This is a genomic window from Micromonospora sp. NPDC049101, assembly GCF_040648675.1.
In the GTDB taxonomy this organism is placed as follows: Bacteria; Actinomycetota; Actinomycetes; order Mycobacteriales; family Micromonosporaceae; genus Micromonospora.
Genome location: NZ_JBEZED010000025.1, coordinates 75641 through 99808, shown reverse-complemented (window position 1 = coordinate 99808; position 24168 = coordinate 75641). Strand labels below are relative to the sequence as shown.

The window sequence follows — 24168 nt, the reverse complement described above, 5'->3', positions numbered from 1 at the left end:
GCCGCGATCAGGTGCGCGGGCCGAGGAACAGGCCGCCACTGGCGTCGATGACCTGACCGGTGATCCAGCGTGCGCCGTCGGAGGCGAGGAACGCGACCACCTCGGCGACGTCGTCGGGCTCGCCGAGCCGGTCGAGCGCGGTCGTACCCTTGATGAACTCGGCCAGGCCCGGCGCCTCGAAGACCGACCCGTTGGTCGCCGTCCGGGTGGCGCCGGGAGCAACCGCGTTCACCGTGATGCCCCGAACCCCTACCTGGTTGGCCAGGGTCATGCTCATCGTCTCGACCGCGCCCTTCGTCATGGCGAACGACGTCTGAGTGGGGTTGGCCATCCGGGTCGCCACCGACGAGATCGTGATGACGCGACCACCGTCGCGCAGCAGTGCCAGTGCCCGCTGGGTGATGAAGTACGGCGCTCGCACGTTCACCGCGAAGAGGTGGTCGAACTCGGCCCGCGTCGTGGCACCGAGCGGACCGGCCGGCGCGGTCGCCGCGTTGTTGACGAGGATGTCGAGTGGCCGCCCGGCCAGACCGGCCTCGACCCCAGCGAAGAGCGTCGCCACGTCGTCCTGCACGCCCAGCTCCGCGCGGACGGCGAGCGCGGTGCCGCCGGCACGTTCGATCCTGTCGACAGTCGCCGTTGCACCGCCCTGGTCGGTGCCGAAGTGCACGAGAACCATCGCGCCCTGCGCCGCGAGCCGGATCGCGATCGCCTGGCCGATGCCGCGCGATGCTCCGGTCACGAGAGCCGTCCTCCCGGTCAGATCACCCATGCCAGCCCACCCCAAACTGTTAGCCACCACCAATCTGGTAGTGACTCTCACTGAGGTAGTGTCTATCACGTGCCCGACCAACGCTCAACACTGCGAGCCCAACGACGAGCCGACACCCAGCGCACGATCCAGGCGCAGGCGATCCGGCTGTTCAGCGAGCGTGGTTACGACGCCACGACCGTGCAGGACGTCGCCGAGGCCGCCGGGGTGTCCCCGATGACCGTGTACCGGCACTTCCCCACCAAAGAGGACCTGGTCCTCTTCGACCAGCACGGCCAACTCTTCGCCGAGCGGATCGCCGCGGCGCCCGCCGCGCAGCCTCTGGTCCGGCGCATCGGCGGCGCGCTCATCGAATCGGCAGCGACACTCACCGGTGGCAGCCAGCGGGAGTTCCTGCTCGCCCGCCTCCGCCTGATGATCTCGACGCCGGCCCTGCGGGCCAAACACCTGGACAACCAGTACGCCCTGCAGCAGGCCATCGTCGCCGCCGTCCGGGACGACGCCACCGACACCGACCCCGACGTGGCGTTCCACGTCCAGGCGGCGGCGAGTGCCTGCCTCGCCGCCATGCACACGGCGGTGATGCGCTGGGCCGAGGACGACGGACGAAGCGAGCTGCCCGAGCTGATCGCGAAAGCGTTTACCGCCGCCTTCGGCGACGACACCGTCAACGCCCACCCGGGGGCGCGATGACCGTGTCCCGGACGACCGGTGGCTTCCCCATCCGGTCCAACCCGCGCCCGACCCGCCATGATCGACTCGGGTTACAGGAACCCGGGGTGTCCCGGTCGCCGCGACACCGCGACTTCAAGAAACACGGGTGGATCTCGCCGCGCCGCGCCGCGCCCGCACCGGGCCGGGCCGCAGCGGCCGGTTCGCACCAGGCCAGGTCGGACCGGGCCGGAGGGCACCGTCTCGGGTCAGGGCCGGTACGCGACTCCGCCTTCGCCGTCGCGTGGCAGTCGTGCCACCAACTGTCGGAACTCCCGTACGGTCATCGCCGAGCGCAACGTGCCGAAGACGGCGCCGGTTCCTGCTCGGGCGGTCTCCGGATCCACTCCGGCGCGCTCTTCCACCCGGCGCAGGAACTCCGCCGGACCGGCGCCCGCTGGCGCAGGAGCCGCAGCGGCGCCGCCCACATCCAGGCCCACCCCGGTATCCAGCCCGTCCTCGCCACCATCCGGGCCGACCACTCCGGCGGGCTCCAGAGCCGAGCTGGCCGGGTCCAGGACGGAACCGACCGCCCCGGCCACCTCCGGGGCCGGACCAACAAGGTCCGGAGCCGGACCAGCCAGGTCCGAGACCGGACCACCCAAGTCCGGGGCCGGACCGGCCAGGTAGCCGTCTACCTCGTTCGGGAGGTGCCCGACGAGGTCGTCGGGCGCGCCGCCGGTCACCCGCTCGGCCAACGTCTGGAGTACGGCGCGGGCGAGTGCGGCGGCCTGCTCGGTCGGCAGGCCGGACCGGCGGGACACCGCGTCGATGAAGTACGGGAACCCGTCGCGGTCGGTCACGTCCGGGCGGTTACCCCCGCCCGGCCGCGACAAACTGCGCCACCAGTGCGGCAGGTTGTCGCCAGTTGAGGTGCGGGACCGGGCACGCCACCACCTGGTACGCGTCGAGGGCGGGCTCAGTCGGCCAGCAGGTCGAGCAGCAGCGCGGCGGTCCAGCTGAACGCCGGCGAGCCCAGCCCGGCGCCGGTGTCCGGGTGGAAGTACTCGTGGCAGCCGGCCCCGCCGACCAGGTCGATCATGGAGTGGCGCAGCCCGGCGGCCAACTCCGGGTGCCCGTGCGCGAGCAGCCCTCGGTGGACCAGCCAGCCGATGTTCAGCCAACTCGGCCCACGCCAGTAGCGCAGGGGCTCGAAGTCGGGTGCGGTGCGGTCGTAGGTGGGTAACGGCCGGTCCATCCGGCGGGCCACGCCGAAGCGCGCCGACCGGGCCTCGGCGACAAGCGCGTCGGCCTGCCGCGCGGGCAGGTCGGGCAGGATCAGTGGCGCCAGCCCCAGCACGGTACGGGCGCTGATGAGCCGGTCGGTGCGCAGGTCACGGGGCTGGAACGTCCCGGTGCCGGGGTCGTGGAGCCGTCGTAGCAGCGCCTCGGTGATCTGGGCCGCGCGAGCCCGGTGCGGCCCCGGGTCGGCGTCGACAAGCACGGCGATCTCGGCGAGGGCGTGTTCGGCGGACCCGAACGCCGCGTTGAACAGCGGGCACTCCACCAGGAAGGGGTGGTGGTCGGCCAGCGAGCGGTCGGCGTAGTCGTGGTCCCGGTAGGCCGCGACGATCGCCAGGTAGCGCGCGTAGTCCAGGTCCGTGGGGCGGTGCGCGGCGTCGGCGTGCGCGGTGTCGTGCCGACGGTACGCGCGCATGACGGCCGCCTCCGCCGGCACCGCGGCCATCGGCTCGTCCCAGGCCGGGCTGTTGTCCAACCCGGACTCCCACGAGTGCACGATGCAGACCAGTCCGTCACCTGCCACGTCGCGTCGAGTAGCCAGGTAGTGCTGCTGGGCGACCAGCGCGGGATAGAGCCGACGCAGTGCGGCCAGGCCGGCCGGGTCGGGCGCCCGCCGGTACGCCAGCAACGCGGCGAGCGCGTGCACCGGTGGCTGGACCAGGCCGGAGGTGTCCACGGCGGGTGCGCCCTCGACGCTGGCCGAGCGCCACAGCTCCGGGCCGGGGAAGTACGCGCCGACCCGCATCGCCGGGTTGAACACGATGTGCGGCACCCGACCGTCGGCCCACTGCGCCCGGAAGAGGCTCGCCAGCTCCTGCCAGGCCCGCTCGGGCCGGATCTGGGCCAGCCCGATCGCGATGAACGCGGAGTCCCAACTCCACTGGTGCGGGTAGAGGGTGCGCGAGGGCACGGTGTGGTCGTGTTCCCAGTTGGCGTCGAGGGTGTCGACGGCGAGCCGACGCAGCCCGGCCGCGTCGGTCGGCCCGCCGGTGCGGGCCGGGCCGCCGACACCAGCCGGGCCGGCGGCGGCGCGGGTCGGGTCGGCGCGGGTCGGGTGGACCTCGGCGTCGACGCGCGTCCGGTCGCCTTCGACGGTCCCGTCGACGCGCGTCGGATTCGCACCGGCGGTCATGCGGCGGCCCGCCGGGGCAGCGCGTGTCGCAGGACCGCGGCGGCCTGTTGCAGGGCCCGGACCGGGTCGCCGCGCAGCCGGCACTCCAGGGCCAACCAGCCCCGGTAGTCCAGCTCCAGCAGGGTACGCACCAGCGCCGGCCAGTCCAGGTGCCCGGCGCCGGGCTGGAACCTGTTCGAGTCGCTGACCTGCACATGCCCGAGGTACGGCGCGGCGGCACGCAGGGCGCGGTGCATGTCGTCCTCCTCGATGTTCATGTGGAAGGTGTCCGCGACCACCCGCACCGACGGCAGCCCGAGCGCGGCGCAGAGCGCGACCGCCTCGTCGAGACGGTTGACCATGTGATCCTCGTACCGGTTGAGGGGTTCGAGGAAGAGGCTGACCCCCTCGGCCCTGGCGTGCTCGCCCAGCTCGCCCAGGGCGTCGAGGAGGACCTGCCGGTCGCCGGCCGGCGGACGCGGCGGCTCGAACGGTGGTAGCCGCCGGGAGAACATCCCCCAGGCCGCCGGGGTCATCACCCCGACGCCGCCCAGCTCGGCGATCACCGAGAGCTGCGAGCGCAGGTTACCGACGGCGTCGCCGGAGCGGGCGGGGTCGAAGTCGCCGATGAAGTGGTCCATCTCGACGCAGACGGTGGGCATCACCACCCCGGCGGCGCGGGCTCGGCGCAGCTCGGGCAGGCGGCGGGCGAACGCCAACTCGCCGCGCCCGCGTAGCTCGATGCCCTGGTAGCCGAGGGCGGTCGCGAGGGCGTACTTCTGGATCAGGTCGGTGCCCGGCAGGAGTTGTTCCTGGCAGGCCAGCGCGATGGTGGTCATCTCAGAACCTCAACACCACTTGGAGGACGTCACCGGCGCCGCGGTCGAGCAGCGCGAGGGCGTCGGCGACGGCGCTGGCGTCGACGATGTGGCTGACCAGCGGCATCGGGTCGAGGCTGTGCTCAGCCACCAGATCCATGAAGGTCTGCGCGACCCGGTCGCCGGTCCACCGGCCGGCCATGCTCGGCGCGGGGGTGGGACCGGAGACCTGGGCGGCCACCAACTGGATGCGGTTGTGGTGGAACTCCTCGCCGAGGCCGAGCGCGTCGGCCTGGCCCTGGTAGAAGCCGGCGGCCACGACCCGGCCGGCGTGTGCGGTGGACCGGATCGCCTCGTGCAGCGCCGGGTACGTGCCGGACAGCTCCAGGCAGACGTCCGCGCCCCGGCCGGCGGTGAGGTGCCGCAGCACGGTGGCGGCGGACTCGACGCCGACGTCCACGGTGGATCGGGCGCCGTAGCGGGCGGCGTGCGCCAGCCGGTCGGGCATCTGGTCGACGGCGACCACCCGCGCTCCGGAGAGCACGGCGAGTCGGGTGGCGAGCAACCCGATGACGCCCTGCCCGAAGACGCCGACCCAGTCGCCGAGGTGCAGGTCACCGGCGAGCACGGCGGTCAGCGCGATGGCGCCGGGTCGGGCGAAGACCGCGGCGAGCGGATCCAGCCCGGCGGGGAGCGGACGGACCGCTTCGGCGCCGAGCACCGCCTCGGCCCGGTGCCCCCAGATGCCCCAGACGAGCTGCCCGGGGTGCCGGTCGGTGACCTCCGGGGCCACCTCGACGATCTCGCCGACCTCTTCGTAGCCGAAGCCGATCAGCGGATAGGGCACCGGGGTCTGTCGGGGGACGAACATCCGGGCGGCGTCGTCCCAGTCCTTGCTGAGCCGGGGATTGCTGCCCCGGTAGAGGGTCAGCTCGGTGCCGGCGGAGATGCCCGAGTAGCAGGTGCGGACCCGGACCTGGCCGGGGCCGAGCGGATCTGGCGGGCAGGGCTCGAGGCTGATCCGTCGAGGCCCGGCGAGAGAGACAACCCAGTTGCCCATGCGTCACATCCCGGTAGCACTGGAGCTCCAGGATAGCAAAAAATCGCAATATGTCTTGTTATTGATCTATCGAACGTGTTGAATCCGTCATGTACCCTTCGAGAGGAGTGCCACCGATGTCAGCACCTCCGAGGCGGATACTCGCCACCACCCTGATCATGGCACTGACTGCGTCCTCCCTGCTGGCCTGCGGCGACGACGAACCGGACAGCAACAGCAAAAAGATCACCGTCTGGAGCCTGGAAGACGTCGCCGACCGGGTCACCGCCACCAAGGCGATCATCGCCGACTTCACCGCGAAGACCGGGATCCAGGTCGACCTCGTGACCGTCAACGAGGACCAGTTCCCCTCCCTGATCGCCGCCAACGCCGCCGCCGGCGACCTGCCCGACGTGGTCGGCTCGGTCTCCCTGGCCGGCATCCGTACGCTCGCCGGCAACGAGCTGCTGCACGCCTCGGCGAACGCGGAGGTCGTCGACAAGCTGGGCAAGCAGACGTTCTCCCCCCGAGCGCTGGAGCTGACCTCCGACGACGGCAAACAACTCTCCGTGCCCAGCGACGGGTGGGGGCAGCTGCTCGTCTACCGCAAGGACCTGTTCGCCGCCGCCGGCCTGCCCGCCCCCGACACGTACGAGCGGATCACCGACGCCGCGGCGAGACTCAACACCGGCGGCGTCGCCGGGATCACCGCGGCGACCTCGTCCAGCGACGTGTTCACCCAGCAGACCTTCGAGCACCTGGCACTGGCCAACGGCTGCCAGCTCACCGACGACTCCGGAAAGGTCACCCTCGACTCACCCCAGTGCGTCGAGGCGTTCCGCTTCTACGGCGACCTGATCCGCACCAGCTCGGTGAAGGGCGCACAGGACGTGGACACCACCCGGGCCACCTACTTCGCGGGCAAGGCGGCCATGGTCATCTGGTCGCCGTTCATCCTCGACGAGCTGGCCGGGCTGCGCAACGACGCCAAGCCGACCTGCCCGCAGTGCCAGTCCGACCCGTCGTTCCTCGCGAAGAACAGCGGTTTCGTCACCGCGATCAAGGGCCCGAACGGCACCGAACCGGCGCAGTACGGCGAGATCAGCTCGTGGGCCGTGCTCGACGGCGCGGCGGCCGACCCGGCGAAGTCCTTCGTGGAGTACATGCTCGGCGACGGCTACCCGCGCTGGTTCGGCATGTCCCCCGAGGGCCGCTTCCCGGTGCGCAAGGGCACCCCGGCCGAGCCCGAGGCGTACCTGACGGCCTGGAACACCAGCCAGGCCGGTGTGGACGCGAAGAAGCCCCTCGCGGACGTGTTCGGCGACGAGGTGCTCGCCGACCTGCGCCGCAGCCCGGACACCTTCCAGCGCTGGGGGCTCACCCAGGGGCAGGGCAAGCTGGTCGGTGCCATGCTCGGTGAGCTACCGGTGCCCAAGGCGTTGAGTGACGTCTACTCCGGCAAGTCCGACGCCGCGGCCGCCGCCGGCCGCGCCAAGAAGGACGTCGAGGCCATCAAGGCAGGCGTCAATTGACCACCACCGCGCCGGAGACCGGCCGCTCCCCCACCCGGGACCGGCCGGGACGGCCCGGCCGCCGTCGCCCACTGACCCTGCGCCGCCGCGAGTCCCGGGCCGGGCTCGCGCTCGTCGCACCGACCCTGCTCGTCACCATCGCGGTCATCGGCATCCCGATCGTGTGGACCGTGGTGCTCGCCTTCCAGCGGGTCCGGCTCGCCACGTTGCGCAAGACTGGCCTGTTCGGCGACTTCACGATGGACAACATCGACCGGGTGCTGCACACCCCCGGCTTCGCCGAGACACTGTGGGTCACGCTGATCTACAGCATCGGCGGTACGGTCGGGTCGATCCTGCTCGGTCTGGTGGCCGCCCTGGTGGTCCGCCGACCGTTCCGGGGCCGCACGCTGGTGCGGGCGTCCATGCTGCTGCCGTACGTGGCGCCGGTGGTCGCGGTGACGTTCGTGTGGCAGGTGATGCTCGACCCGCAGCTCGGCATCGTCAACGCGTGGGGCCAGCGCCTGCTCGGCTGGGACGCCCCGGTGCCGTTCCTGTCCCAGGAGTCGACCGCGCTGACCACGGTGATCGTCTTCGAGGCGTGGCGGTACTTCCCGTTCGCGTTCCTGTTCCTACTGGCCCGGCTCCAGGCGGTGCCCGGTGAGTTGGAGGAGGCCGCCCGGGTCGACGGCGCCACACCCACCCAACGCTTCCGGCACATCCTGCTGCCGCAACTGCTGCCGGTGATCGCCCTGCTGGGCGTGCTGCGCTTCATCATGACGTTCAACAAGTTCGACGACGTCTACCTGCTCACCGGTGGTGCCGCCGGCACCGAGGTGGTCAGCGTGCGGGTGTACGAGTTCCTCACCGCTCGCACCGACATCGGCGCGGCCTCCGCGCAGGCGGTCGTGCTGGCCCTGGTGCTCATCGTGTTCGTGGTGATCTATCTGCGCTTCTTCGGACGGAGGGTGGGCTGATGGACCGGGACGTGGTCGAGACGGTGAGCCTGCGTTGGCTGCGCCGCCTGGTGATCGCCGTGTTCCTGGTGGTCACCGTCTTCCCCTTCTACTACATGCTGGTGCTCTCGGTGCGCCCCATCGAGCAGCTGCTGCTCGACCCGGGTGCGCTGCTCGTCGGCTTCGGCGAGCTGACGGTGGCCACGTACGCCGAGGTCCTCAAGGCCACCGACGACGGCGGCCAGGGGTTCCTGATCTTCATCCGCAACAGCGGACTGGTCGCGGTCACGGCGACCGCGCTCACTCTGGTGGTGGCGATCCCCGGCGCGTACGCGGTGGCCCGGCTGCGGTTCTTCGGCCGGCGGCAGGTCGACTTCCTGTTCCTGGCGGTCTACCTGTTTCCGTCGATCGTCATCGCGATTCCGCTGTTCGTGGTGTTCAGCCTCGCCGAGCTGCGCGGCTCGCTGTTCGGTCTGGTGCTGGTCTACATCTCGCAGACGCTGCCGGTGTCGGTCTACATGCTGAGGAACTACTTCGAGACCATTCCGGTCAGTCTGGAGGAGTCCGCCGCCATCGACGGCGCCGGTCGGCTCGGCATCATCCGCCGCGTCAGCCTGCCCCTCGCCATGCCGTCGATCATGGCGGTCGCGCTCTACGACTTCATGATCGCCTGGAACGAGTTCCTCTTCGCCCTGCTGTTCCTGGTCGACAAACCCCACAGGTGGACGGTGTCGCTGGGGTTGTCCCTGCTCGCCGACGGGGTGGAGGTGCCCAAGACGGTGCTGATGGCCGGGTCGGTGGTGCTCACCCTGCCCATCGTGATCCTCTTCTTCGCCAGCGAGCGGCTGCTCACCGAGGGGCTGACCAGCGGCGCGGAGAAGGGATGATCGTCTCCCCCGGGTCCCCCGCCGCACCCCCACCGGCCCGGTTACGGTGGCCACATGGCCAACCCGACCCGCTGGGCGACCGACACCGGCCCCGAGCACTCGCAGTGGTATATCGACCGGTTTCGGAAACTCGCGGCCGAGGGCGCGGACCTGGCCGGCGAGGCCCGCCTGGTGGACACTCTGGTCGCGCCCGGCTCACGGATCCTCGACGCCGGCAGCGGCACCGGCCGCGTCGGTGCCGCGCTGGCCGAGCGGGGGCACACGGTGGTCGGGGTGGACGCCGACCCCGCGCTGGTGGATGCCGCCCGCGCCGACTATCCCGGCCCGACGTGGCTGGTCGCCGACCTCGCCGAGCTGGATCTACCGGCGTTGGGTGAGGCCGAGCCGTTCGACGCGGCGGTGTTGGCCGGCAACGTGCTCGCCTTCGTCGCCGTCGGCACCGAACCGGACGTGCTGCGCCGCGTGGCGGCGCACCTGCGACCCGACGGCGTGTTGACCGTGGGCTTCGGCACCGAGCGCGGCTACCCGCTGACCGCGTTCGACGCCGATGCGGTGGCCGCCGGGCTGCGCGTGGAGCAGCGCTTCGCCACCTGGGATCTGCGCCCGTGGCGCGACGACGCGGCGTTCGCGGTGACGATCCTGCGCCGCCCGGCGGACTGACACCGGCCGGCCCCGATCGGCCGGGTCACCCTCAGTCTCCGGCGGCGACGGCCCGTGCGGCGGCCGGGTCCAGGGTCGCCCCGGCGGGCACCAGGCTGACCAGCCCGGCCGGCAGCCGCAACGGGCGCACATTGCGGTAGCCGAGCATCGGGAGCACCTCCCGGTCCGCCAACACGTACCGTCGGCCCAGGTCGGTGACCACGGACACCGCGCCGCCGGACGCGCCGGGCGCGGCGGCGGCCTCGACCACCGCGCCGCGACCCGGCTCGACCACCACGTGGTCGGCCAGCACCGCGTCGCCGCCGGGCGCGGTGCGTGGCGTGGCCGCCAGGTCCCGCAGCGGTACGCCCCAGCGCACCTCGGCAACCCCACCGTCGTCGGCGACGCGGGCGCAGAGGGCACCGTCGTCGCCGGCCGCGAGCCGGGGCGGGGTCGGCGGTGGGGCGGTGACGCCGCTCGGGGCGAGGTCGGGCACCGTGGGCAGGGCGGCGAAACGGCCCAACGTCATCGGCACCGGCTCGCCCTGCCCGGTGCGAGCCAGCAACAGCCCGGCCTGCAACTCGGTGATGCCGGCCAGGCCGGCGTCGACGGCCACCGCGTACTGCCGGCCGCCACCGGAGTTGCTCACCAGGTAGACAGTGCCGACCGTGGCGCCCGCCACCCGGGTCGCGGGCTGCCCCAGGCCGGGAAGGTCGAGCGGGGCGAGGTCGGCGCCGGTGGGCAGTGAGTTGAGCAGGGCGGGCGCCACCGCCACCGCCTGCGCGCGGGTGGTGGCGAGCGCCGCGAGCACCCTGCTGGGATCGCGCACGAGGTAGCGCCGCTGGTGCCAGACCAGGTGCAGCCCGCCGTCGGGGTGCCGCAGCAGCAACGCCTCGTCGCCCAGCAGTCGGCCGCCGTCGGGCTCGGTGCCGATCAGCAGCGCGGAGCGGGGTGCCTCGCCGGCCGGGGCCGTCGAGCAGACGGTCCACGCCGCCGTGGCCAGCCGGCCGGGGGCGGGCAGCGAATCGGGCGCGTCGGCGATGCCCAGCGGCAGCCCGCGCGGCACACCGTCGATCGTGCGTCGGGAGACCAGCACGGTCTTCGACTGGTCCGCGCCGACGATCAGCAGCGCCGAGGCGTAGTTGAGCACCGGGTGCAGCCGCTGCTCGCGATAGACGAACCGGGCACCGGACTCCTTCTCCACGATCACCGCACCCGGGTCGCGCCAGCCGTTGCCGCCGCCGGCGAACAGGCCGTAGAGCGCGAAACCGCCGAGCGCGATCGCCGCGACCAGGACGCTGGCCAGGCCGGCGCCGGCCAGCCGCCGAAACGGTGACTGCGCCGGGTCGGTCTCCCGCATGACCAGGGCGGCGACCGCCCGCTGCACGCTGAACTGGTAGGAGTGCAGCTGGTCCTGCCGCGACGGCATGAGAGTCCCTCCGGTGGATCGGCCGGGCACAGAATATGCGTTGCGTCGATGTCGCGTGGACCCTGCGTGGCCGGCCCGGGGCAACCGGTACCATCCGGGGACGAATCCGGCGGCGAGAGGGCACCCGTGGGCGCGCGTTTCGAAGAGCTGGCCTGGCGGGAGACCCCGATCGGCGCGATCAGCCTGCGCCGACGCCGGGACCCGGCCCTCCAGGTCGAGGTGTACGAGGTCAAGCTCGACGACGAGTACCTGATGTCCAGCCTGTTCCCGGTCGCGGAGATCGAGTTGGCGCGGCTCGGCCTCGCCGAGGTGACCGGTGACTCGCTCGACGTGGTGGTCGGCGGTCTCGGGCTGGGCTACACCGCCTGCGCGGCGCTGGGCGACCCCCGGGTGCGCTCGCTGCTGGTGGTGGAGGCGATCGAGGACGTGATCGACTGGCACCGCCGGGGCCTGCTGCCGTTCGCGGCGGGGCTCGCCGAGGACCCACGGACCCGGTTCGTGCAGGCCGACTTCTTCGCGGCGGTGGCCGGTACGACCGGCTTCGACGCCGAGGTGCCCGGCCGGCGGTTCGACGCCGTGCTGCTCGACGTCGACCACTCCCCGCGCAACGTCCTGCACCCCAGCCACGCGGCGTTCTACCCGCCGGCCGGGTTGCGCCGGCTGGCCGCCCTGCTGCGTCCCGAGGGGGTGTTCGCGCTCTGGTCGGACGACCCGCCGGACACCGAGTTCACCGCGGCGCTCGCCGAGGTCTTCGTGGACGTACGGGCACACGTCGTGCCGTTCGCCAACCCGCTCACCGGCGGTGAGTCCGCCAACACGGTCTACGTGGCGCGTACCAGGGGCTGAGCCCGCCGGGCCTTGGTCGACTCGGTTTCCTGTAAATCGGGCCGACCCCGCGTCCCGGATACCGCGCTATCAAGGAACCCGAGTCGATCAGAGGCGCTTCTCACCTCGGGCGGGCATGGTGGCGGCCGGATCGGGAAGGTGACCTTCGTGCCCGCCGCACCAGGCGCGGCCGGTTACCGGAGGTGGACATGCGTGCACTGCTCTGGGTCGTCGGCGTGGTCGCCGGCGTGCTGATCCTGCTCGGGCTGATCCTCGAGGCCGTCCGCTGGCTGATCATCATCGGTCTGATCGCGCTGGTGATCGTGATCATCCTCGGCGTGGTCAAGGGGCGGCAGGCGATGCGGCACCAGGGCCGACGATGACGGCCAGCCCGGTCAGAACCAGTCCGGGCGCATGTCGAGGGTCGTCCGGTCCCGGCTGTCCAGCAGGTCGAACTGCGGGCCGGTACGGGGCAACTCGACCCTGAAGAAGTAGCGTGCGGCCTGCCGCTTGCCCGCGTGGAACGCGTCGCCCTCCTCTTCCGGCGGCAGCGTCAACACCTGCTCCAGCCACATCCACGCGATCACCACGTGCCCGACCGCCTCCAGGTACGTGCTGGCGTTGGCCAGTGCCAGCACCGGATCGCCGTCGGCCCAGAGTCGACCGGTGACCTCGGTGATGCGGTCCACCGCACCCGCCAGCCGGTCCGCCAGATCGGCCGCCTCACCGCCGGCCTTTCGGCCCCGCTCGACGGTGTCGCCGACCGTCGCGGTCAACACGGTGAGACCGGCACCGCCCCGCATGGTCATCTTGCGGCCCAGCAGATCCAACGCCTGGATGCCGTGGGTGCCCTCGTGGATCGGGTTGAGCCGGTTGTCCCGGTAGTGCTGCTCCACGTCGTGATCGCGGGTGTAGCCGGCACCCCCGAGCACCTGGATCGCCAGGTCGTTGGCGGCCAGGCACCACTGCGACGGCCAACTCTTGGTGATCGGCGTGAGCACGTCCAGCAGGAGATGCGCGCGCTCGCGGTCGGCGTCGGCGTCGGCGGTCTGCTGCTCGTCGAGCAACCGGGCGCAGTAGAGCACCAGCGCCAGTGCCCCCTCCACGTAGCTCTTCTGGGCCAGCAGCATCCGACGTACGTCGGGGTGGTCGATGATCGGCACCTGCGCCGCGGCCGGGTCCTTCGCGCCGACCGGCCGGCCCTGCGGCCTCTCCTTGGCGTACGCCAGGCTCTTGAGGTAGCCGGTGTAACCCAGCGCGGTGGCGCCGGCCCCGACCCCGATCCGGGCCTCGTTCATCATGTGGAACATCTGCGCCAGGCCCTGGTGCGGCGGGCCGACCAGGTGGCCGACCGCACCGGCGCGGCCGCCCGGGGTGTGCGCGCCGTCGCCGAAGCTGAGCAGGGTGTTGGTGGTGCCCCGGAAACCCATCTTGTGGTTGAGCCCGGCCAGCACCACGTCGTTGCGGTCGCCGAGTGAACCGTCCGCACCGACCAGCACCTTGGGCACGATGAACAGCGAGATGCCCTTCACCCCGGGCGGCCCGCCGGGGATCCGCGCCAGTACCAGGTGGACGATGTTCTCGGCCAGCTCGTGGTCGCCGCCGGAGATCCACATCTTGGTGCCGAAGAGCCGGTACGTACCGTCCGCCTGCGCCTCGGCGCGGGTGGTGATGTCGGCCAGTGAGCTGCCGGCGTGCGGCTCGGACAGGCACATGGTGCCGAAGAACCGGCCCTCCAGCATGGGCCGGACGTAGGTGTCCACCTGCTCGGCGCTGCCGTGCGCCAGCAACAGGTTGGCGTTGCCCAGCGTGAGGAACGGGTACGCCGAGGTGGCCACGTTCGCGGCCTGGAACCAGGCGAAGCAGGCCGCCGCGACGGCGTGCGGCAGTTGCAGGCCGCCGACCGAGGCGTCCAGGCCGGCGCTGAGCAGGCCCGTTTCGGCGAAGCTGTCCAGCGCCGCGCGGACCTGCGGGATGAGCCGCACCCGCTGCCCGTCGAAGGTGGGCTCGGCGAGGTCGGCGGCCCGGTTGTGCGGGGCGAACTGCTCGGTGGCCACCCGCTCGGCGAGGTCCAGGGCGTCGTCGAAGGTCTCCCGGGAGTGCTCGGCGTAGCGGGGTCGCTCGACGAGTTGACCCACCTTCAGCCAGTCGTGCAACAGGAAGTCGAGGTCGCGGCGGGAGAGCAGGATGGACGGCACGGCACTCCTCAACGGGCACGGGGGTGGGGTGGGCCTGGACGACGGCCCAGGATCACCACGCCCATCCTCGCGGATCGACGGGGCGCGCACCACCGGGCGGGGAGGCCGTCGACGAGCGGAACTTGTCACACCACCCGACTACCGTCGCTGCCCGTGACCGAACCCGGAGACGTCCCGCCCGAGATCCTCGACCGGCTGCGGCCGATCTGCCTCGGGCTGCCGGAGACCTACGAGGAGCCCGCGTGGGTGGGCATCCGCTGGCGGATCCGCAAGCGGACCTTCGCCCACGTGCACACCGTCGACCCCGACCGCCAGGTGACGCACGGCCGGGCCGCCGCGCCCGCCCGTCCCACCTGCCGGCTGGTCTTCCGGTCGCCACTCGACGAGATCGCCGGGCTCCTCGCCAGCGGACATCCCTTCTACAAGCCGGACTGGGGCCCGAACGTGCTGGGCGTGCTCCTGGACCGGGACACCGACTGGGACGAGGTGGGCGAGCTGCTCACCGAGAGCTACTGCGTGCAGGCCCCGAAACGGCTCGCCGCCCTGGTCGGTCCCCCGGCACCGCCGACCGGCTGAGCACTGGCGGTGCCCGTCCGAGACCAGGTGTCGCAGTGGCTAACCGCCGGGCTGTCACAGGGCGGCGCTAGGGTGCCGGCCATGGCTGATTTCGTGTTGGTGGCAGGGGCGTGGCTGGGTTCGTGGGCCTGGGACGAGGTGGTCCCGTCACTGCGTGCGGCCGGGCACGACACCTACCCGCTGACTCTCTCCGGCCTCGCCGACAAGCAGGGTGTGGCCGCCGGCCAGCAGACCCACGTGCAGGACATCGTCGCCGAGGTCGAGCGCCGCGACCTGCGCGACGTGGTGCTGGTCGGGCACAGCTACTCGGGCATCCCGGTGGGTCAGGCCGCCGAGCGGATCGGTGACCGGCTGACCAGGGTGGTCTTCGTCGACTCGGAGGTGCCGGTCGACGGCGCGTCGTTCATGTCCGAGTGGTGGCAGGGGCCGGCGGCACTGGAGTCGGTGATCACTGCCAATGGCGGCTACTGGCCGCCGCTCGGTGCGGCCGACTTCGACGGTCAGGGGCTCACCGACGAGCAGGTGGCCCGTCTGATCGACGGCTCCACGCCGCACCCGGGTGCCACGCTGAGCGAGCCGGCCGTGCTGACCCGGCCGTTGGGCGACCTCCCGGCGACGTACATCAAGTGCCTGCTCGACGGGCCCGAGCCCAACGACACCGTGGCCAAGCTGCTGACCAGCGACCACTGGCGACTTGTCACGATGGCCACCGGTCACTGGCCGATGATCTCCCAGCCCACCGAGCTGGCCGGCCTGCTGCTGGCGGAGACCAGCTGACCGGCGCGACACCGGCCCGGCCTCCACCGGAAACGGTCGCTGGTGGCCGCACTGCCAAGCCTCGTCGCCGACGAGCGGTCGTCGACGCAGCTCACGTGCCACGACGGCAGCCCACGCCGCACACCGACCGACCACGGCCCGCGGCGCACAGCGACCACGGCTATCCGGGACACCGACCGCAGCCCGCGGGTCCAGCACCGATATCAGCGCGATGCCTGTGAGTCATAATGATGACTCACAGGCATCGCTCGTCCGGGTGGTGCCTTCTCCGGCACCGCCTCCGATCGCGCTGGCGGGCCGATCCCCAACCGGGTCGATGCGGTGACCAGCGCCCCGGGCAACAGCGGCCCAAGGTCCGGGCAGCCGCGGGTCCGAGCAACGGCGGCCCAGCGTCCGGGCAACGGCCGGGCGAGCCAGCCCAGGTCGATCATGCCGTCTGGTCGTCCAGGGTCCTGATGTGGCGAATCGGTGACGCGAGCAACCACAGCACGGCGAGCACGCCACCCAGGCCGGCGATGACCAGGGTGGGTCGCAGCCCGATGGTGGTGCCCAACGCGCCACCGACCAGCGCGCCGAGCGGGCGGATACCGTAGTTGACCGCGCTGTACGCGCCGGCACGGCGTCCTCGCGCGTCGTCGGGTGTCACCGCGGTGAGCAGGGCGTTCAGGTTGACGTCCATCAGCATCACCCCGACGCTGGAGACCAGCTCGATGGCCGCCAGCGCGGCCACCTTCGTCCAGGTGGGGCCGGACACCAGCGCGGTCAATGCCAGCGGCGCGGGAAAGAGCACCGCGCCGATCATGGCGGTACGGCCCAGGCCGATGGCGCGTGAGATCCGTGGTGCGAGTGCCGCGCCCGCGAGCCCCCCGACTGCCCCGAATCCGAGGGCGACGCCGATCGCGCCGGCCGACAGGTCGAGTTCGCGGCTGGCGTAGAGCACCAGCAACGCGCCGGAGATGAAGGTGAAGAAGTTGACGGTGCTGGTGCAGCCGAGTGCGGCACGCAGCACCGGATGCCGCAGCACCAGCACGAGCCCTTCGCGGACCAGGCCGAGGGTGGACGTCCGACGTGGCGGCGGAGGCACCTCGGTCACCGGGATGCGGCTGAGCAGCAGCGCGGAGCCGAGGAAGGACACCGCGTCGACGACGATCGCGGCCGGGGCGCTCAGCGCCTGGACCAGTCCACCGCCGACGGCCGGACCGGCGATGAACGACAGCGACCGGCTCATGCTCAGCTTGCTGTTCGCGTCGACGTACGCCGATCGCGGCACCAGGGCCACGAAGAACGCCTGACGTGCCATCGCGAACAGCACCGCACCGAAGCCGGTGAGCAGTGCCACCAGGTAGAGCTGGCTGAGGGTGACCGCGCCGAACAGATAGGCCAGCGGCAGGCTGAGCAGCACCGCGCCCCGAAGCAGGTCCGCGATGATCAGGAGACGCCGCTTGTGGGTGCGCTGGTCCACCCACGCGCCCAGGAACAGGCCCAGCAGGTTGGGCAGCCAGATCAACGCGGTGAGGACGCTGACCTGCACGGGGGTCGCGGCGAGCAGGGTGACGGCGATCAGTGGCAGGGCCAGTTCGCTGATCCGATCACCGAAGTCGGAAATCGTCTGCCCGAACCAGAAGGTGCGGAACCGCCGGTCGCGAAGCAGAGCCGGCGGGGGCACGGCGCCGGTGGCGCGCACGGCCTCGGCGCCGGTGGCGCGCACGGCCTCGGCGCCGGTGGCGCGCACGGCCTCGGCGCCGGTGGCGCGCACGGCCTCAGCGCCGGGTGCACTCGCGGTGTCGGTGCCGGCGGTGTTCACGACGCGGCCGGGGCGTCGCCGGACGCGGCCGAGGCGTCGTCGCCGGCCTCGGGCAGGAGGTAGCGCAGCATCCGGACGATCCGCGCGCCGTCCGGAGACGCCTCCTCCTTGCGCCGCACGTACGGGGCGATCAGCTCTTCGATCGACTCCTCGAGCTGCCGCAGCTCGTCGGCGGTGGCCACGAATCGGGTGTCGGCAATGCCGGCCAGAGCGCGCCACTCGGGGTCCAACCGGGGCTCCTCGTGCAGCAGCCACTGCTGGGGCGCGTCGGCGTTCCGGGCGAACATCTCGCCGCGCAGCTGGTGGCTGGCGGACTGCCCTTCGACGCTGTCGGTAGGGGTGAAACGGAAGCCCCGGGCAGTCGCCTGCCACCAGCGTTCCCGCTTGCTGGTGGCGCCATCCCAGTCGGTGACCAGACCGAACGTCGCGAGGTGCCGTAGGTGCCAGCTGACCACCGACGGCGTGGCGCCGACGTGCGGTGAGAGCCCGGTCGCCGTGGCGGGGCCGTGTCGCTGAAGGTGTTCGAGGATCGCCAGCCGCACCGGATGGGCCAGTGCCCGCAACGCCTGCGGTTCGGTGATCTCGAAATCCCCGTACGGATTCTTGAGAGACATGTTTCGAAAGTAGTCTCTCAGATTAGGTGCGGCAACCCCTGCCACGGCGCGGGGGCCGAAACGATCAGGCGATGCCCAACCGTGCCAACGGCTCGACCAGCTCACGCTCCTCGTAGCTCAGGTGCGACAGCAGGGCGTCGGTCAGCAGATCCACCGCCGCCCGCAGCTCGGCGAGACCGTCCGGAGACCCGACGTACGCGACCAGGGCCTGGTCCACGCCCTCCAGCACGTCGTGGATGACGTGATGCTCCTGCTCCAGCCGGTCGACGACCGGGCTGAGTCGGGGGTCACGCGCCCGCAGCCGGGGGAAGAGCGACTGGTCCTCGATGGTGTGGTGGGTGGTGACGATGCGACAGTACGACTCGCAGTAGACGCCGAGCGTCCACCGGTTCTGCCGCATGGTCATCGTGTTGATGTGGGACCGGGCCGCACCGGCGTCGATCTCACCGGTGGCCACCTGTTCGATCAGGTCGTGGATCTGGGCCAGCTCGGCACGCAGGCCGTCGTGGACCTGCACCAGGTGCGCGCCGGTGGCCTGCTCGTGCGGGGTGTACGTGCGCTCCGGGTCGGGCGTCGGCCCGGTCGGCCGGGTCGACTCGTCCCAGGCCTGCTGGTCGCTGCGCCGCACGCCGTCATCAGGGGTCGGCACCACGGCGAACGCTCCCCCGGCCACGGTCGCCCGACTCGGTCGCACCGCCGACTCCGGCGCACGTTCCGGCGCACGCCCCGACTCCGACGCACGCGACGACTCAGATGCGCGCGACGACTCCGGCGCACCTCCCGACTCCGGCGCCGCACCGCGATCGCGCTCGGCCGCGACCAGTTCACGAACCGCCGGAGCCACCTCGCCGGCGAACCGGCGCAGGTCGTCGGGATCGTCGCTGCCGAGGATGAAGGTGCTGACACCCTCCCCCAGCGCCAGCTCGGTCAGTTCCCGCGCCCACTGCTCGGCGGGCCCGTTCAGTGTTCCGCGCCCGACGGCCGAGAACTGCCCCGAGATGTTGAGCAGCCGGCGCACGTCCTGCGGTGACCGGCCGGCCTCCCGCGCGGCGTCGTCGATCGTCGCGTTGCCCCTGGCCAGGTCGCCCGGCTGGAGATAGCCCAGCGACGGCAGCCAGCCGTCGGCGCGGCGACCGGTGAGCTGGAGCATCCGGGGCTTGTACGCGCCCAACCAGATCGGCACCGCGTGTGCCGGCGCCGGCCCACGCTTGGCGCCTCGCACCCGGTAGAACTCGCCGTCGACACGGACGCCGCCACGCGTCTCGGCGTCCCAGACCTGGCGGATGATCTCGACGGCCTCCTCCAACGCGCGTACGCCCTGGCCGGGGGTCAGGCGTCGGCCGCCCATCGCCTCGATGGCGTCCCAGAACGCTCCCGCGCCGAGGCCGAGACCGACCCGGCCGCCGCTGAGCAGGTCCAGGCTGGCCACGCTGCGGGCGAGCACCGCCGGTGGGCGCAGGGGCAGGTTTGTCACGTTCGCCGCCACGTGCACGCGACTGGTCCGGGCCGCGACGAAGCTCAGCAGGGTCCAGGTGTCGAGGAACGCGGGCTGGTACGGGTGGTCCTGGAAGGTGACCAGGTCCAGCCCGACCTGCTCGGTCAGGACGGCGAGGTCGACCGTGCGGGCCGGGTTGTCACCGCTGGGGGTGACGAACGATCCGAAGACCAGGTCGTGGCCGTAGTCGCTCATCTGTGCGCCTCCCGATTCACCCGACGCCTCGAACGATGCGTCGTGACCATAACCTTATGTCAGACAGAACATCTTCCGCCAACAAGGTCTTCGTCACTGCGCTATTGTCGGGGGATGACGGGTGCCCCCCACCGGCCGGACCGGCCCGATCCGCTCGACGACGACCTGGGCTGGATGCTCGGGATCGTCTTCCGTGGCTACGTCCGGGCGGCCGAGCACGCGCTCAGCGACTTCCCCGGCGGCCCCCGCGGCTACCAGGTGCTCACCGCGGCGAGCACCGGTCCGGCGCGAAACCAGGGTGCGATCGCGGAGGAGCTCGGCCTCGACCGCACCGTCCTCACGTACCTGATCGACGACCTGGAACGGCCCGGGTTCGTCGCCCGTCGGGCGGACCCGGCCGACCGGCGCAACCGGCTGGTCGACGTCACCGACGTCGGCCGCGCCGCCTGGGAGCAACGGCGCGTGGCGCTGCGGCACGTCGAGTCACACCTGCTGGGGGCACTCACGCCGACCGAGTCGGAGACGCTGCGCGCACTGCTGCAGCGGGTCGCCTGCTCGGCCCAGGCGATGGACCCGCTGCGTGACCTCTGCGAGGTGGTGTCGCAGGTGCAACCCGAGCCGACCCAGACCGCGACCAAGGCCGGAGGCGGCGGCCGGGCCGCCACGCCCCGAGGCCGTCGCCGCGGCGCCGACTGACCCGGCGGACCGCCGCCGGGAGGGAACGCGACGCGGGTCCGGCCGGCTCCCCCGACGTGGTACGTCGAGCGCAGCCGGCCGGACCCGCGGTGCCCGGAGCGTGGGATCAGCGCACGTGCACGAACACCGGGTTCGAGTAGAACCACAGGTCGTCCCACGGGCTCTCCAGCCCGTCGGCGAGCGGCTCGGCCTCGTCGGTGCTGGTGCCCCGCACCCGCGCGTAGGTGTCGGCCTCGACGTTGCGCAGCGTGTGCCGGATGACGTACTCCTCGCCCTGACGCCGCCAGTCCCGCGGGCCGAAACGGGCCACCACCTTGGTGGTGGGGTTGGTGTCGGCGTCCAGGTTGGCGCTCGGGCCGGTGATCTGGCCGACGATCAGGTCGACCCGACGGACCTCGGGACGGTCCCCGTTCGCGTTCACGCCGCCCAACGGACGGAACCTGACCTCGATCTCGACATCGGTGCGGCTACGACGGCTGACCGTGATGGTCTCGCCCACCTCGGCGGTCCGGCCCTGGGACGTGGCGGTGACGTCGAGGGTGCGGATCAGGTCGCCGGTGGTGACCCAGATCCGGCCGTTGCGCAGACCGTCCATGATGTCGCCGTAGTCCTGACGGGCGTGCACGTACGTCTTGCTGTACTCGCCCGGCCAGAAGTCGGAGCCGCCGCGGGTCCAGTGCACGTGCGAGTCGGACGTCGCGGTGATCCACCAGCGCCGCCCCTCACCGAGCAGCGAGTCCCACAGTCCGCCGACCCGAGCGGTCATCTGGTCGAAGCCGCCGTAGGTGGGGTGGTTGCCGTACCCACCTCGCTTGCCACCGTTGAGCGGGCCGGCCTGGTGGCCGGGTGCGCCCTCGAAGCCGATGTAGACGTCCGGTGCGGCGTTGTTGCCATTGCGGAACTCACGCGGGGTGTCCTGGCCGTACACGCCGAGCCCGGGCGCCGAGCGGGACGCGTGGTGGGCGATCACCAGCGGCTTGTGCGGCATGCCCCGGGCGACCTTGAGGAACTCCACCATCTTGGCCTCGGTGTCGCGGGCCGGGTCGGTGGGGAACGCGTCGTACTTGGCGAACCGGCTCTCCAACTCGAAGAGCTGCTTCGCCTCGTCGTCGTGGCGCGGGATCATCAGCGTGTGGTGGTCCAGCGAGGGCGCGTCGAACTCCATCCCCCAGAACTGCAGCACCTCGGGGACCAGCTTGCGCGACCGCAGCAGGTCGGGGTAGGCCTGCTCGATGTTCACCTTGGAGTGCGTCGGTCCACCGTGGTCGGTGCACATGGCCCAGGTCAGGCCGAAGTTCTTCGCCATGATGGCGTTGGTGACGATCGGGTAGACCGCGTCGGCGCCCTTGTGAAAGACGATCGGGCTCTTGGTGGTGTCGAACTCGCCGCTGTACTCGGAGTGGACGTGGTGGTCACCGGCGCGCCACACCCGGTTCCTGGAGTTGCCCCGGTCGGCGCCCGGCCGACGGTCCTCGTCTGCCCACGCCGCGCTGGCACCGACCAGCGGGCTGGCCGCCGCCAGCGTCGCGCCGACGCCCGCGTACTTGACCAGCTTGCGCCGGGACAACTGCGTGTGCTCGGTCTCTTCGGGTTGCTTGTCTCGCACCTGCGGGCCTCTCCTCGATCAAGCGAATGCTCTTTCGATCAAGGAGCCTTGAAGAACGTCGTGAACATCCGTCGTACGGAGAGCGGGTCCACGATGAACACCCAGGCCTGACCTGCCAAAAGACCTGTTGACGATAGCAGCGGGTCACCGCTCGACCGCAGTTCGTGCCCGATCCCGCCGGGCCGGTCAGGGCACCTGCCGGGTGTCGTGGGGCGCCCGGGCGGCCGACGGGTCGACCGGCGCAGTGACCACCGGCGGTGCGACATCGATGGCGGGCAGCTTGGCGCGACCGGTGACCGGAAGAGTCAGCGCGCTGCGGCCGAGGTCGACACGAACGGTGGCGTCGCGGTCGGTGGTTTCGGTGAACTGCGGGTCACTCTGGCCGAACACCAGGCCGAGCACGTGCCCGGCGGGCACCACCGCGTCGTACGCGTTGAGCGGGATGGTCACCGTGTACCAGCGGTCCGGCCGCAGCGGCGTGGTGAACCGCAGCGAACGGTGGTGCGCGGCATCGAGCCACCCCCGGGCCAACACAGCGTGGTCGGAGACCTCGGTGACCTCCTCGGTGTCCCGGTAACAGGCGTCGTCGATATCTGTGGAGGCACCCCAGCAGGACTCGGTGTCCAGCGTCCGCAGACCCCCCGCACCGGCGAGCATCATCCGCTCGGCGGTGCCATAGTCGACAAGCCGGGCGGTCAGCTGGGTGGTCGGCCGGTCCACCCGGACCCGCAGCCGCACCGACGGGCTGCCGGAGATCCGCAGCGCGGTGGTCAGCACGCCGGACAGGAAGACCAACCGCCCGGCGGTCGCGGTGCTCGGCGCGGCGACCAACTCGTCCTCGAACAGCGACTCGTCGACGTACGCCCGCTCCTGACCCGGCCGCGCGCCACGCCCGCCGAGGGTGCCGGTCACGCCGTCGCCGACGCCGAGGGCCACCCGCACGTCCCGGGTTCCGGGGGCGGGCCAGTCGCGCTGCGTCGTCCACCGGCCCGGCGCGGTCTCCAGGTCGACCCGCGGCTCGTCCATCACCCCGTTGCGCAGCCCCTGCAACCAGTAGTCGAACCAGCGGTGCAGGGCGGCCACCCACTCGGCGCGTCGAACGTCGAACGGGTCCTGGTGGCCGGTCTGGTGGAGCCAGAGTTTGCGGGGCACACCCTGCTCGGCCAACTCCTGCCACCAGTGGGCGAACTGGTTGGTCGTGACGTTCAGGTCGTTGAGGCCGTGCGCCACGAAGACGCTGGCCCGGACCCGGCCGGCCGAGGGCCGGTAGTCGCGCCGCGCCCAGAACCCGTTGTAGTCACCGGTCTCCTCGGCGCTGTCCGCGCGCAGCCGCGCCAGCATCTGCGCGCAGGCCTCGTCGGGGCGGCCGTTGACGGCCGAGTGCAGGTAGCCGGGGTAGTCGGTGGCGACAAGTGACCCCTGGTAGCGCATGTAGTCGTACCAGCTGGAGATCGCCGAGATCGGCACGATGGTGGCCAGCCCCGGCACGCCGGTGGCGGCGACGCCGTTGGCGACCGAACCGTCCCACGATTTGCCGATCATGCCGACCTGCCCGGTGCTCCAGGTGGCGCTGACCGGCCGCCCTGCGGCGTCGTACGCGCGAGCCCGCCCGTTGAGCCAGTCGATCACCGCCGTGGCGCTGCCCACCTCGGCCGGGCCGCCGACGTCCTCGCAGCCGGTCGACCGGGCGGTGCCGGCCAGGTCCACGGCGGCGAAAGCGTACCCGCGTGGGACGAAGTAGTTGTCGTAGAAGAGCGGGACCTTGGCGATCACGCCGGCCGCGTCGTACGTCTTGGTCTCGCCCTCGTTGCCGCGACCACAGCAGAGGTAGTAGGGCGAGGCGTCCATGATGACCGGCACCCGCACCCCGGCGGCGGCGGCCTCCCGGGGCCGGACGAGGTCCACCGCCACCCGGTCGGGCACCCCGTCGCCGTCACTGTCGGCGCGGGTCTGGACCCAGACGCTCTCCCGGATCGCGTCGGCGTAGGAGTAGGCGGGAACGGTCTGGTCGCCCACCACGTGCGGCGGACGGGGGCGGGGCTGGGCTCCCGCCTCGGCCGCCGTCGGGGCGGCTACCCGGGGAGACGCGACCACCGGGGTCACGGGTAGTGCCGCCACCAGCAGGCCGGCCAGGAGCGCGGCGACCCGTGCGCGGGTGCCGACGGACAACGGCGTGAACCTCATCGATGTCCTCTCGGAGAGCGACACACGCATCACATTTCGTCGAATCGATGTTCGTCTAGCCTAGTGCCCACGGCGGACCCGGT

Annotated in this window: 22 protein-coding genes; 10 read left to right on the top strand and 12 right to left on the bottom strand. The window is 71.9% G+C overall.

The features are described from left to right. Positions 1-7: 7 nt before the first annotated feature. Entirely contained in the window at positions 8-742 is a 735-nt protein-coding gene (locus AB0B57_RS28275; protein ID WP_357076221.1) for an SDR family oxidoreductase, read from the bottom strand. Between the two features lie 99 nt (positions 743-841). Between AB0B57_RS28275 and AB0B57_RS28270 the strand changes: the two genes are divergently transcribed. After that, positions 842-1465: a helix-turn-helix domain-containing protein gene (locus AB0B57_RS28270; RefSeq protein ID WP_357076218.1), complete on the top strand. Its 624-nt coding sequence runs from the start codon at positions 842-844 to the stop codon at positions 1463-1465. Positions 1466-1692: 227 nt separating this feature from the next. Here the strand turns inward: AB0B57_RS28270 and AB0B57_RS28265 are convergent, their stop codons facing one another. From AB0B57_RS28265 to AB0B57_RS28250, 4 genes are all read right to left on the bottom strand, one after another. Then, positions 1693-2286 (bottom strand): DUF2267 domain-containing protein, encoded by a 594-nt coding sequence (locus AB0B57_RS28265; protein ID WP_357076215.1) that lies wholly within the window; start codon positions 2284-2286, stop codon positions 1693-1695. A 116-nt stretch (positions 2287-2402) separates the two neighbouring features. Continuing rightward, a complete protein-coding gene (locus AB0B57_RS28260; RefSeq protein WP_357076212.1) occupies positions 2403-3857 on the bottom strand; it encodes a hypothetical protein in 1455 nt (484 codons plus the stop codon). Further along, entirely contained in the window at positions 3854-4675 is an 822-nt protein-coding gene (locus tag AB0B57_RS28255; RefSeq protein WP_357076209.1) for a sugar phosphate isomerase/epimerase family protein, read from the bottom strand. Before AB0B57_RS28255 ends, AB0B57_RS28260 begins: the two co-directional genes overlap by 4 nt. Position 4676: 1 nt before the next feature. Next, positions 4677-5714: a zinc-binding dehydrogenase gene (locus AB0B57_RS28250; RefSeq protein WP_357076206.1), complete on the bottom strand. Its 1038-nt coding sequence runs from the start codon at positions 5712-5714 to the stop codon at positions 4677-4679. A 116-nt stretch (positions 5715-5830) separates the two neighbouring features. On the opposite strand from AB0B57_RS28250, the gene AB0B57_RS28245 reads away from it, so the two are divergent. From AB0B57_RS28245 to AB0B57_RS28230, 4 genes are read left to right on the top strand one after another with little or no spacing between them, the layout of a single operon-like run. Then, complete coding sequence (locus AB0B57_RS28245; protein WP_357076203.1) at positions 5831-7225, top strand: extracellular solute-binding protein; 1395 nt, start codon at positions 5831-5833, stop codon at positions 7223-7225. Next, positions 7222-8181, top strand: coding sequence for a sugar ABC transporter permease (locus AB0B57_RS28240; RefSeq protein ID WP_357076200.1), 960 nt, complete (start codon positions 7222-7224; stop codon positions 8179-8181). The genes AB0B57_RS28245 and AB0B57_RS28240 overlap by 4 nt, the downstream gene beginning before the upstream one ends. Beyond that, positions 8181-9047: a carbohydrate ABC transporter permease gene (locus AB0B57_RS28235; protein WP_357076197.1), complete on the top strand. Its 867-nt coding sequence runs from the start codon at positions 8181-8183 to the stop codon at positions 9045-9047. The genes AB0B57_RS28240 and AB0B57_RS28235 overlap by 1 nt, the downstream gene beginning before the upstream one ends. 54 nt (positions 9048-9101) lie before the next feature. Beyond that, complete coding sequence (locus AB0B57_RS28230; protein WP_357076194.1) at positions 9102-9707, top strand: class I SAM-dependent methyltransferase; 606 nt, start codon at positions 9102-9104, stop codon at positions 9705-9707. Between the two features lie 31 nt (positions 9708-9738). Here the strand turns inward: AB0B57_RS28230 and eccB are convergent, their stop codons facing one another. Beyond that, positions 9739-11115, bottom strand: coding sequence for a type VII secretion protein EccB (gene eccB, locus AB0B57_RS28225; RefSeq protein ID WP_357076191.1), 1377 nt, complete (start codon positions 11113-11115; stop codon positions 9739-9741). Between the two features lie 126 nt (positions 11116-11241). Here eccB and AB0B57_RS28220 point away from each other — a divergent pair, with 126 nt between their 5' ends. Further along, complete coding sequence (locus AB0B57_RS28220) at positions 11242-11961, top strand: spermidine synthase (RefSeq protein WP_357076188.1); 720 nt, start codon at positions 11242-11244, stop codon at positions 11959-11961. A 188-nt stretch (positions 11962-12149) separates the two neighbouring features. Further along, a complete protein-coding gene (locus AB0B57_RS28215; protein ID WP_357076185.1) occupies positions 12150-12323 on the top strand; it encodes a hypothetical protein in 174 nt (57 codons plus the stop codon). Between the two features lie 12 nt (positions 12324-12335). Here AB0B57_RS28215 and AB0B57_RS28210 read toward each other — a convergent pair whose 3' ends face one another. Continuing rightward, positions 12336-14138, bottom strand: a complete 1803-nt coding sequence (locus AB0B57_RS28210) for an acyl-CoA dehydrogenase (protein WP_357076182.1) — start codon at positions 14136-14138, stop codon at positions 12336-12338. 153 nt (positions 14139-14291) lie between these two features. On the opposite strand from AB0B57_RS28210, the gene AB0B57_RS28205 reads away from it, so the two are divergent. After that, positions 14292-14714: an MmcQ/YjbR family DNA-binding protein gene (locus AB0B57_RS28205; RefSeq protein WP_357076179.1), complete on the top strand. Its 423-nt coding sequence runs from the start codon at positions 14292-14294 to the stop codon at positions 14712-14714. An 81-nt stretch (positions 14715-14795) separates the two neighbouring features. Next, positions 14796-15491: an alpha/beta hydrolase gene (locus AB0B57_RS28200; protein WP_357076176.1), complete on the top strand. Its 696-nt coding sequence runs from the start codon at positions 14796-14798 to the stop codon at positions 15489-15491. Positions 15492-15918: 427 nt separating this feature from the next. Here the strand turns inward: AB0B57_RS28200 and AB0B57_RS28195 are convergent, their stop codons facing one another. The 3 genes from AB0B57_RS28195 to AB0B57_RS28185 all read right to left on the bottom strand — a co-directional run bounded on the left by AB0B57_RS28195 (position 15919) and on the right by AB0B57_RS28185 (position 19599). After that, positions 15919-17247 (bottom strand): MFS transporter, encoded by a 1329-nt coding sequence (locus tag AB0B57_RS28195; RefSeq protein WP_357076173.1) that lies wholly within the window; start codon positions 17245-17247, stop codon positions 15919-15921. A 44-nt stretch (positions 17248-17291) separates the two neighbouring features. Then, positions 17292-17909, bottom strand: a complete 618-nt coding sequence (locus AB0B57_RS28190) for a helix-turn-helix domain-containing protein (RefSeq protein ID WP_357076170.1) — start codon at positions 17907-17909, stop codon at positions 17292-17294. A 64-nt stretch (positions 17910-17973) separates the two neighbouring features. Continuing rightward, a complete protein-coding gene (locus tag AB0B57_RS28185) occupies positions 17974-19599 on the bottom strand; it encodes an LLM class flavin-dependent oxidoreductase (RefSeq protein WP_357076167.1) in 1626 nt (541 codons plus the stop codon). 114 nt (positions 19600-19713) lie between these two features. Here AB0B57_RS28185 and AB0B57_RS28180 point away from each other — a divergent pair, with 114 nt between their 5' ends. Continuing rightward, positions 19714-20295: a MarR family winged helix-turn-helix transcriptional regulator gene (locus AB0B57_RS28180; protein WP_357076164.1), complete on the top strand. Its 582-nt coding sequence runs from the start codon at positions 19714-19716 to the stop codon at positions 20293-20295. Positions 20296-20401: 106 nt separating this feature from the next. On the opposite strand, the gene AB0B57_RS28175 is transcribed toward AB0B57_RS28180, so the two are convergent. Next, positions 20402-21901 (bottom strand): phosphoesterase, encoded by a 1500-nt coding sequence (locus AB0B57_RS28175; protein WP_357076161.1) that lies wholly within the window; start codon positions 21899-21901, stop codon positions 20402-20404. A gap of 186 nt (positions 21902-22087) precedes the next feature. After that, a complete protein-coding gene (locus tag AB0B57_RS28170) occupies positions 22088-24085 on the bottom strand; it encodes a Xaa-Pro dipeptidyl-peptidase (protein ID WP_357076158.1) in 1998 nt (665 codons plus the stop codon). Positions 24086-24168 lie beyond the last annotated feature (83 nt).

Bases quoted from the DNA above. Each gene is read 5' to 3' on its own strand.
- AB0B57_RS28245 (WP_357076203.1), top strand. From the start codon at position 5,831: ATGTCAGCACCTCCGAGGCGGATACTCGCCACCACCCTGATCATGGCA.
- AB0B57_RS28235 (WP_357076197.1), top strand. From the start codon at position 8,181: ATGGACCGGGACGTGGTCGAGACGGTGAGCCTGCGTTGGCTGCGCCGC.
- AB0B57_RS28200 (WP_357076176.1), top strand. From the start codon at position 14,796: ATGGCTGATTTCGTGTTGGTGGCAGGGGCGTGGCTGGGTTCGTGGGCC.
- AB0B57_RS28190 (WP_357076170.1), bottom strand. From the start codon at position 17,909: ATGTCTCTCAAGAATCCGTACGGGGATTTCGAGATCACCGAACCGCAG.
- AB0B57_RS28255 (WP_357076209.1), bottom strand. From the start codon at position 4,675: ATGACCACCATCGCGCTGGCCTGCCAGGAACAACTCCTGCCGGGCACC.
- AB0B57_RS28260 (WP_357076212.1), bottom strand. From the start codon at position 3,857: ATGACCGCCGGTGCGAATCCGACGCGCGTCGACGGGACCGTCGAAGGC.
- AB0B57_RS28185 (WP_357076167.1), bottom strand. From the start codon at position 19,599: ATGAGCGACTACGGCCACGACCTGGTCTTCGGATCGTTCGTCACCCCC.
- AB0B57_RS28180 (WP_357076164.1), top strand. From the start codon at position 19,714: ATGACGGGTGCCCCCCACCGGCCGGACCGGCCCGATCCGCTCGACGAC.
- AB0B57_RS28230 (WP_357076194.1), top strand. From the start codon at position 9,102: ATGGCCAACCCGACCCGCTGGGCGACCGACACCGGCCCCGAGCACTCG.
- AB0B57_RS28250 (WP_357076206.1), bottom strand. From the start codon at position 5,714: ATGGGCAACTGGGTTGTCTCTCTCGCCGGGCCTCGACGGATCAGCCTC.
- eccB (WP_357076191.1), bottom strand. From the start codon at position 11,115: ATGCCGTCGCGGCAGGACCAGCTGCACTCCTACCAGTTCAGCGTGCAG.
- AB0B57_RS28215 (WP_357076185.1), top strand. From the start codon at position 12,150: ATGCGTGCACTGCTCTGGGTCGTCGGCGTGGTCGCCGGCGTGCTGATC.
- AB0B57_RS28170 (WP_357076158.1), bottom strand. From the start codon at position 24,085: ATGAGGTTCACGCCGTTGTCCGTCGGCACCCGCGCACGGGTCGCCGCG.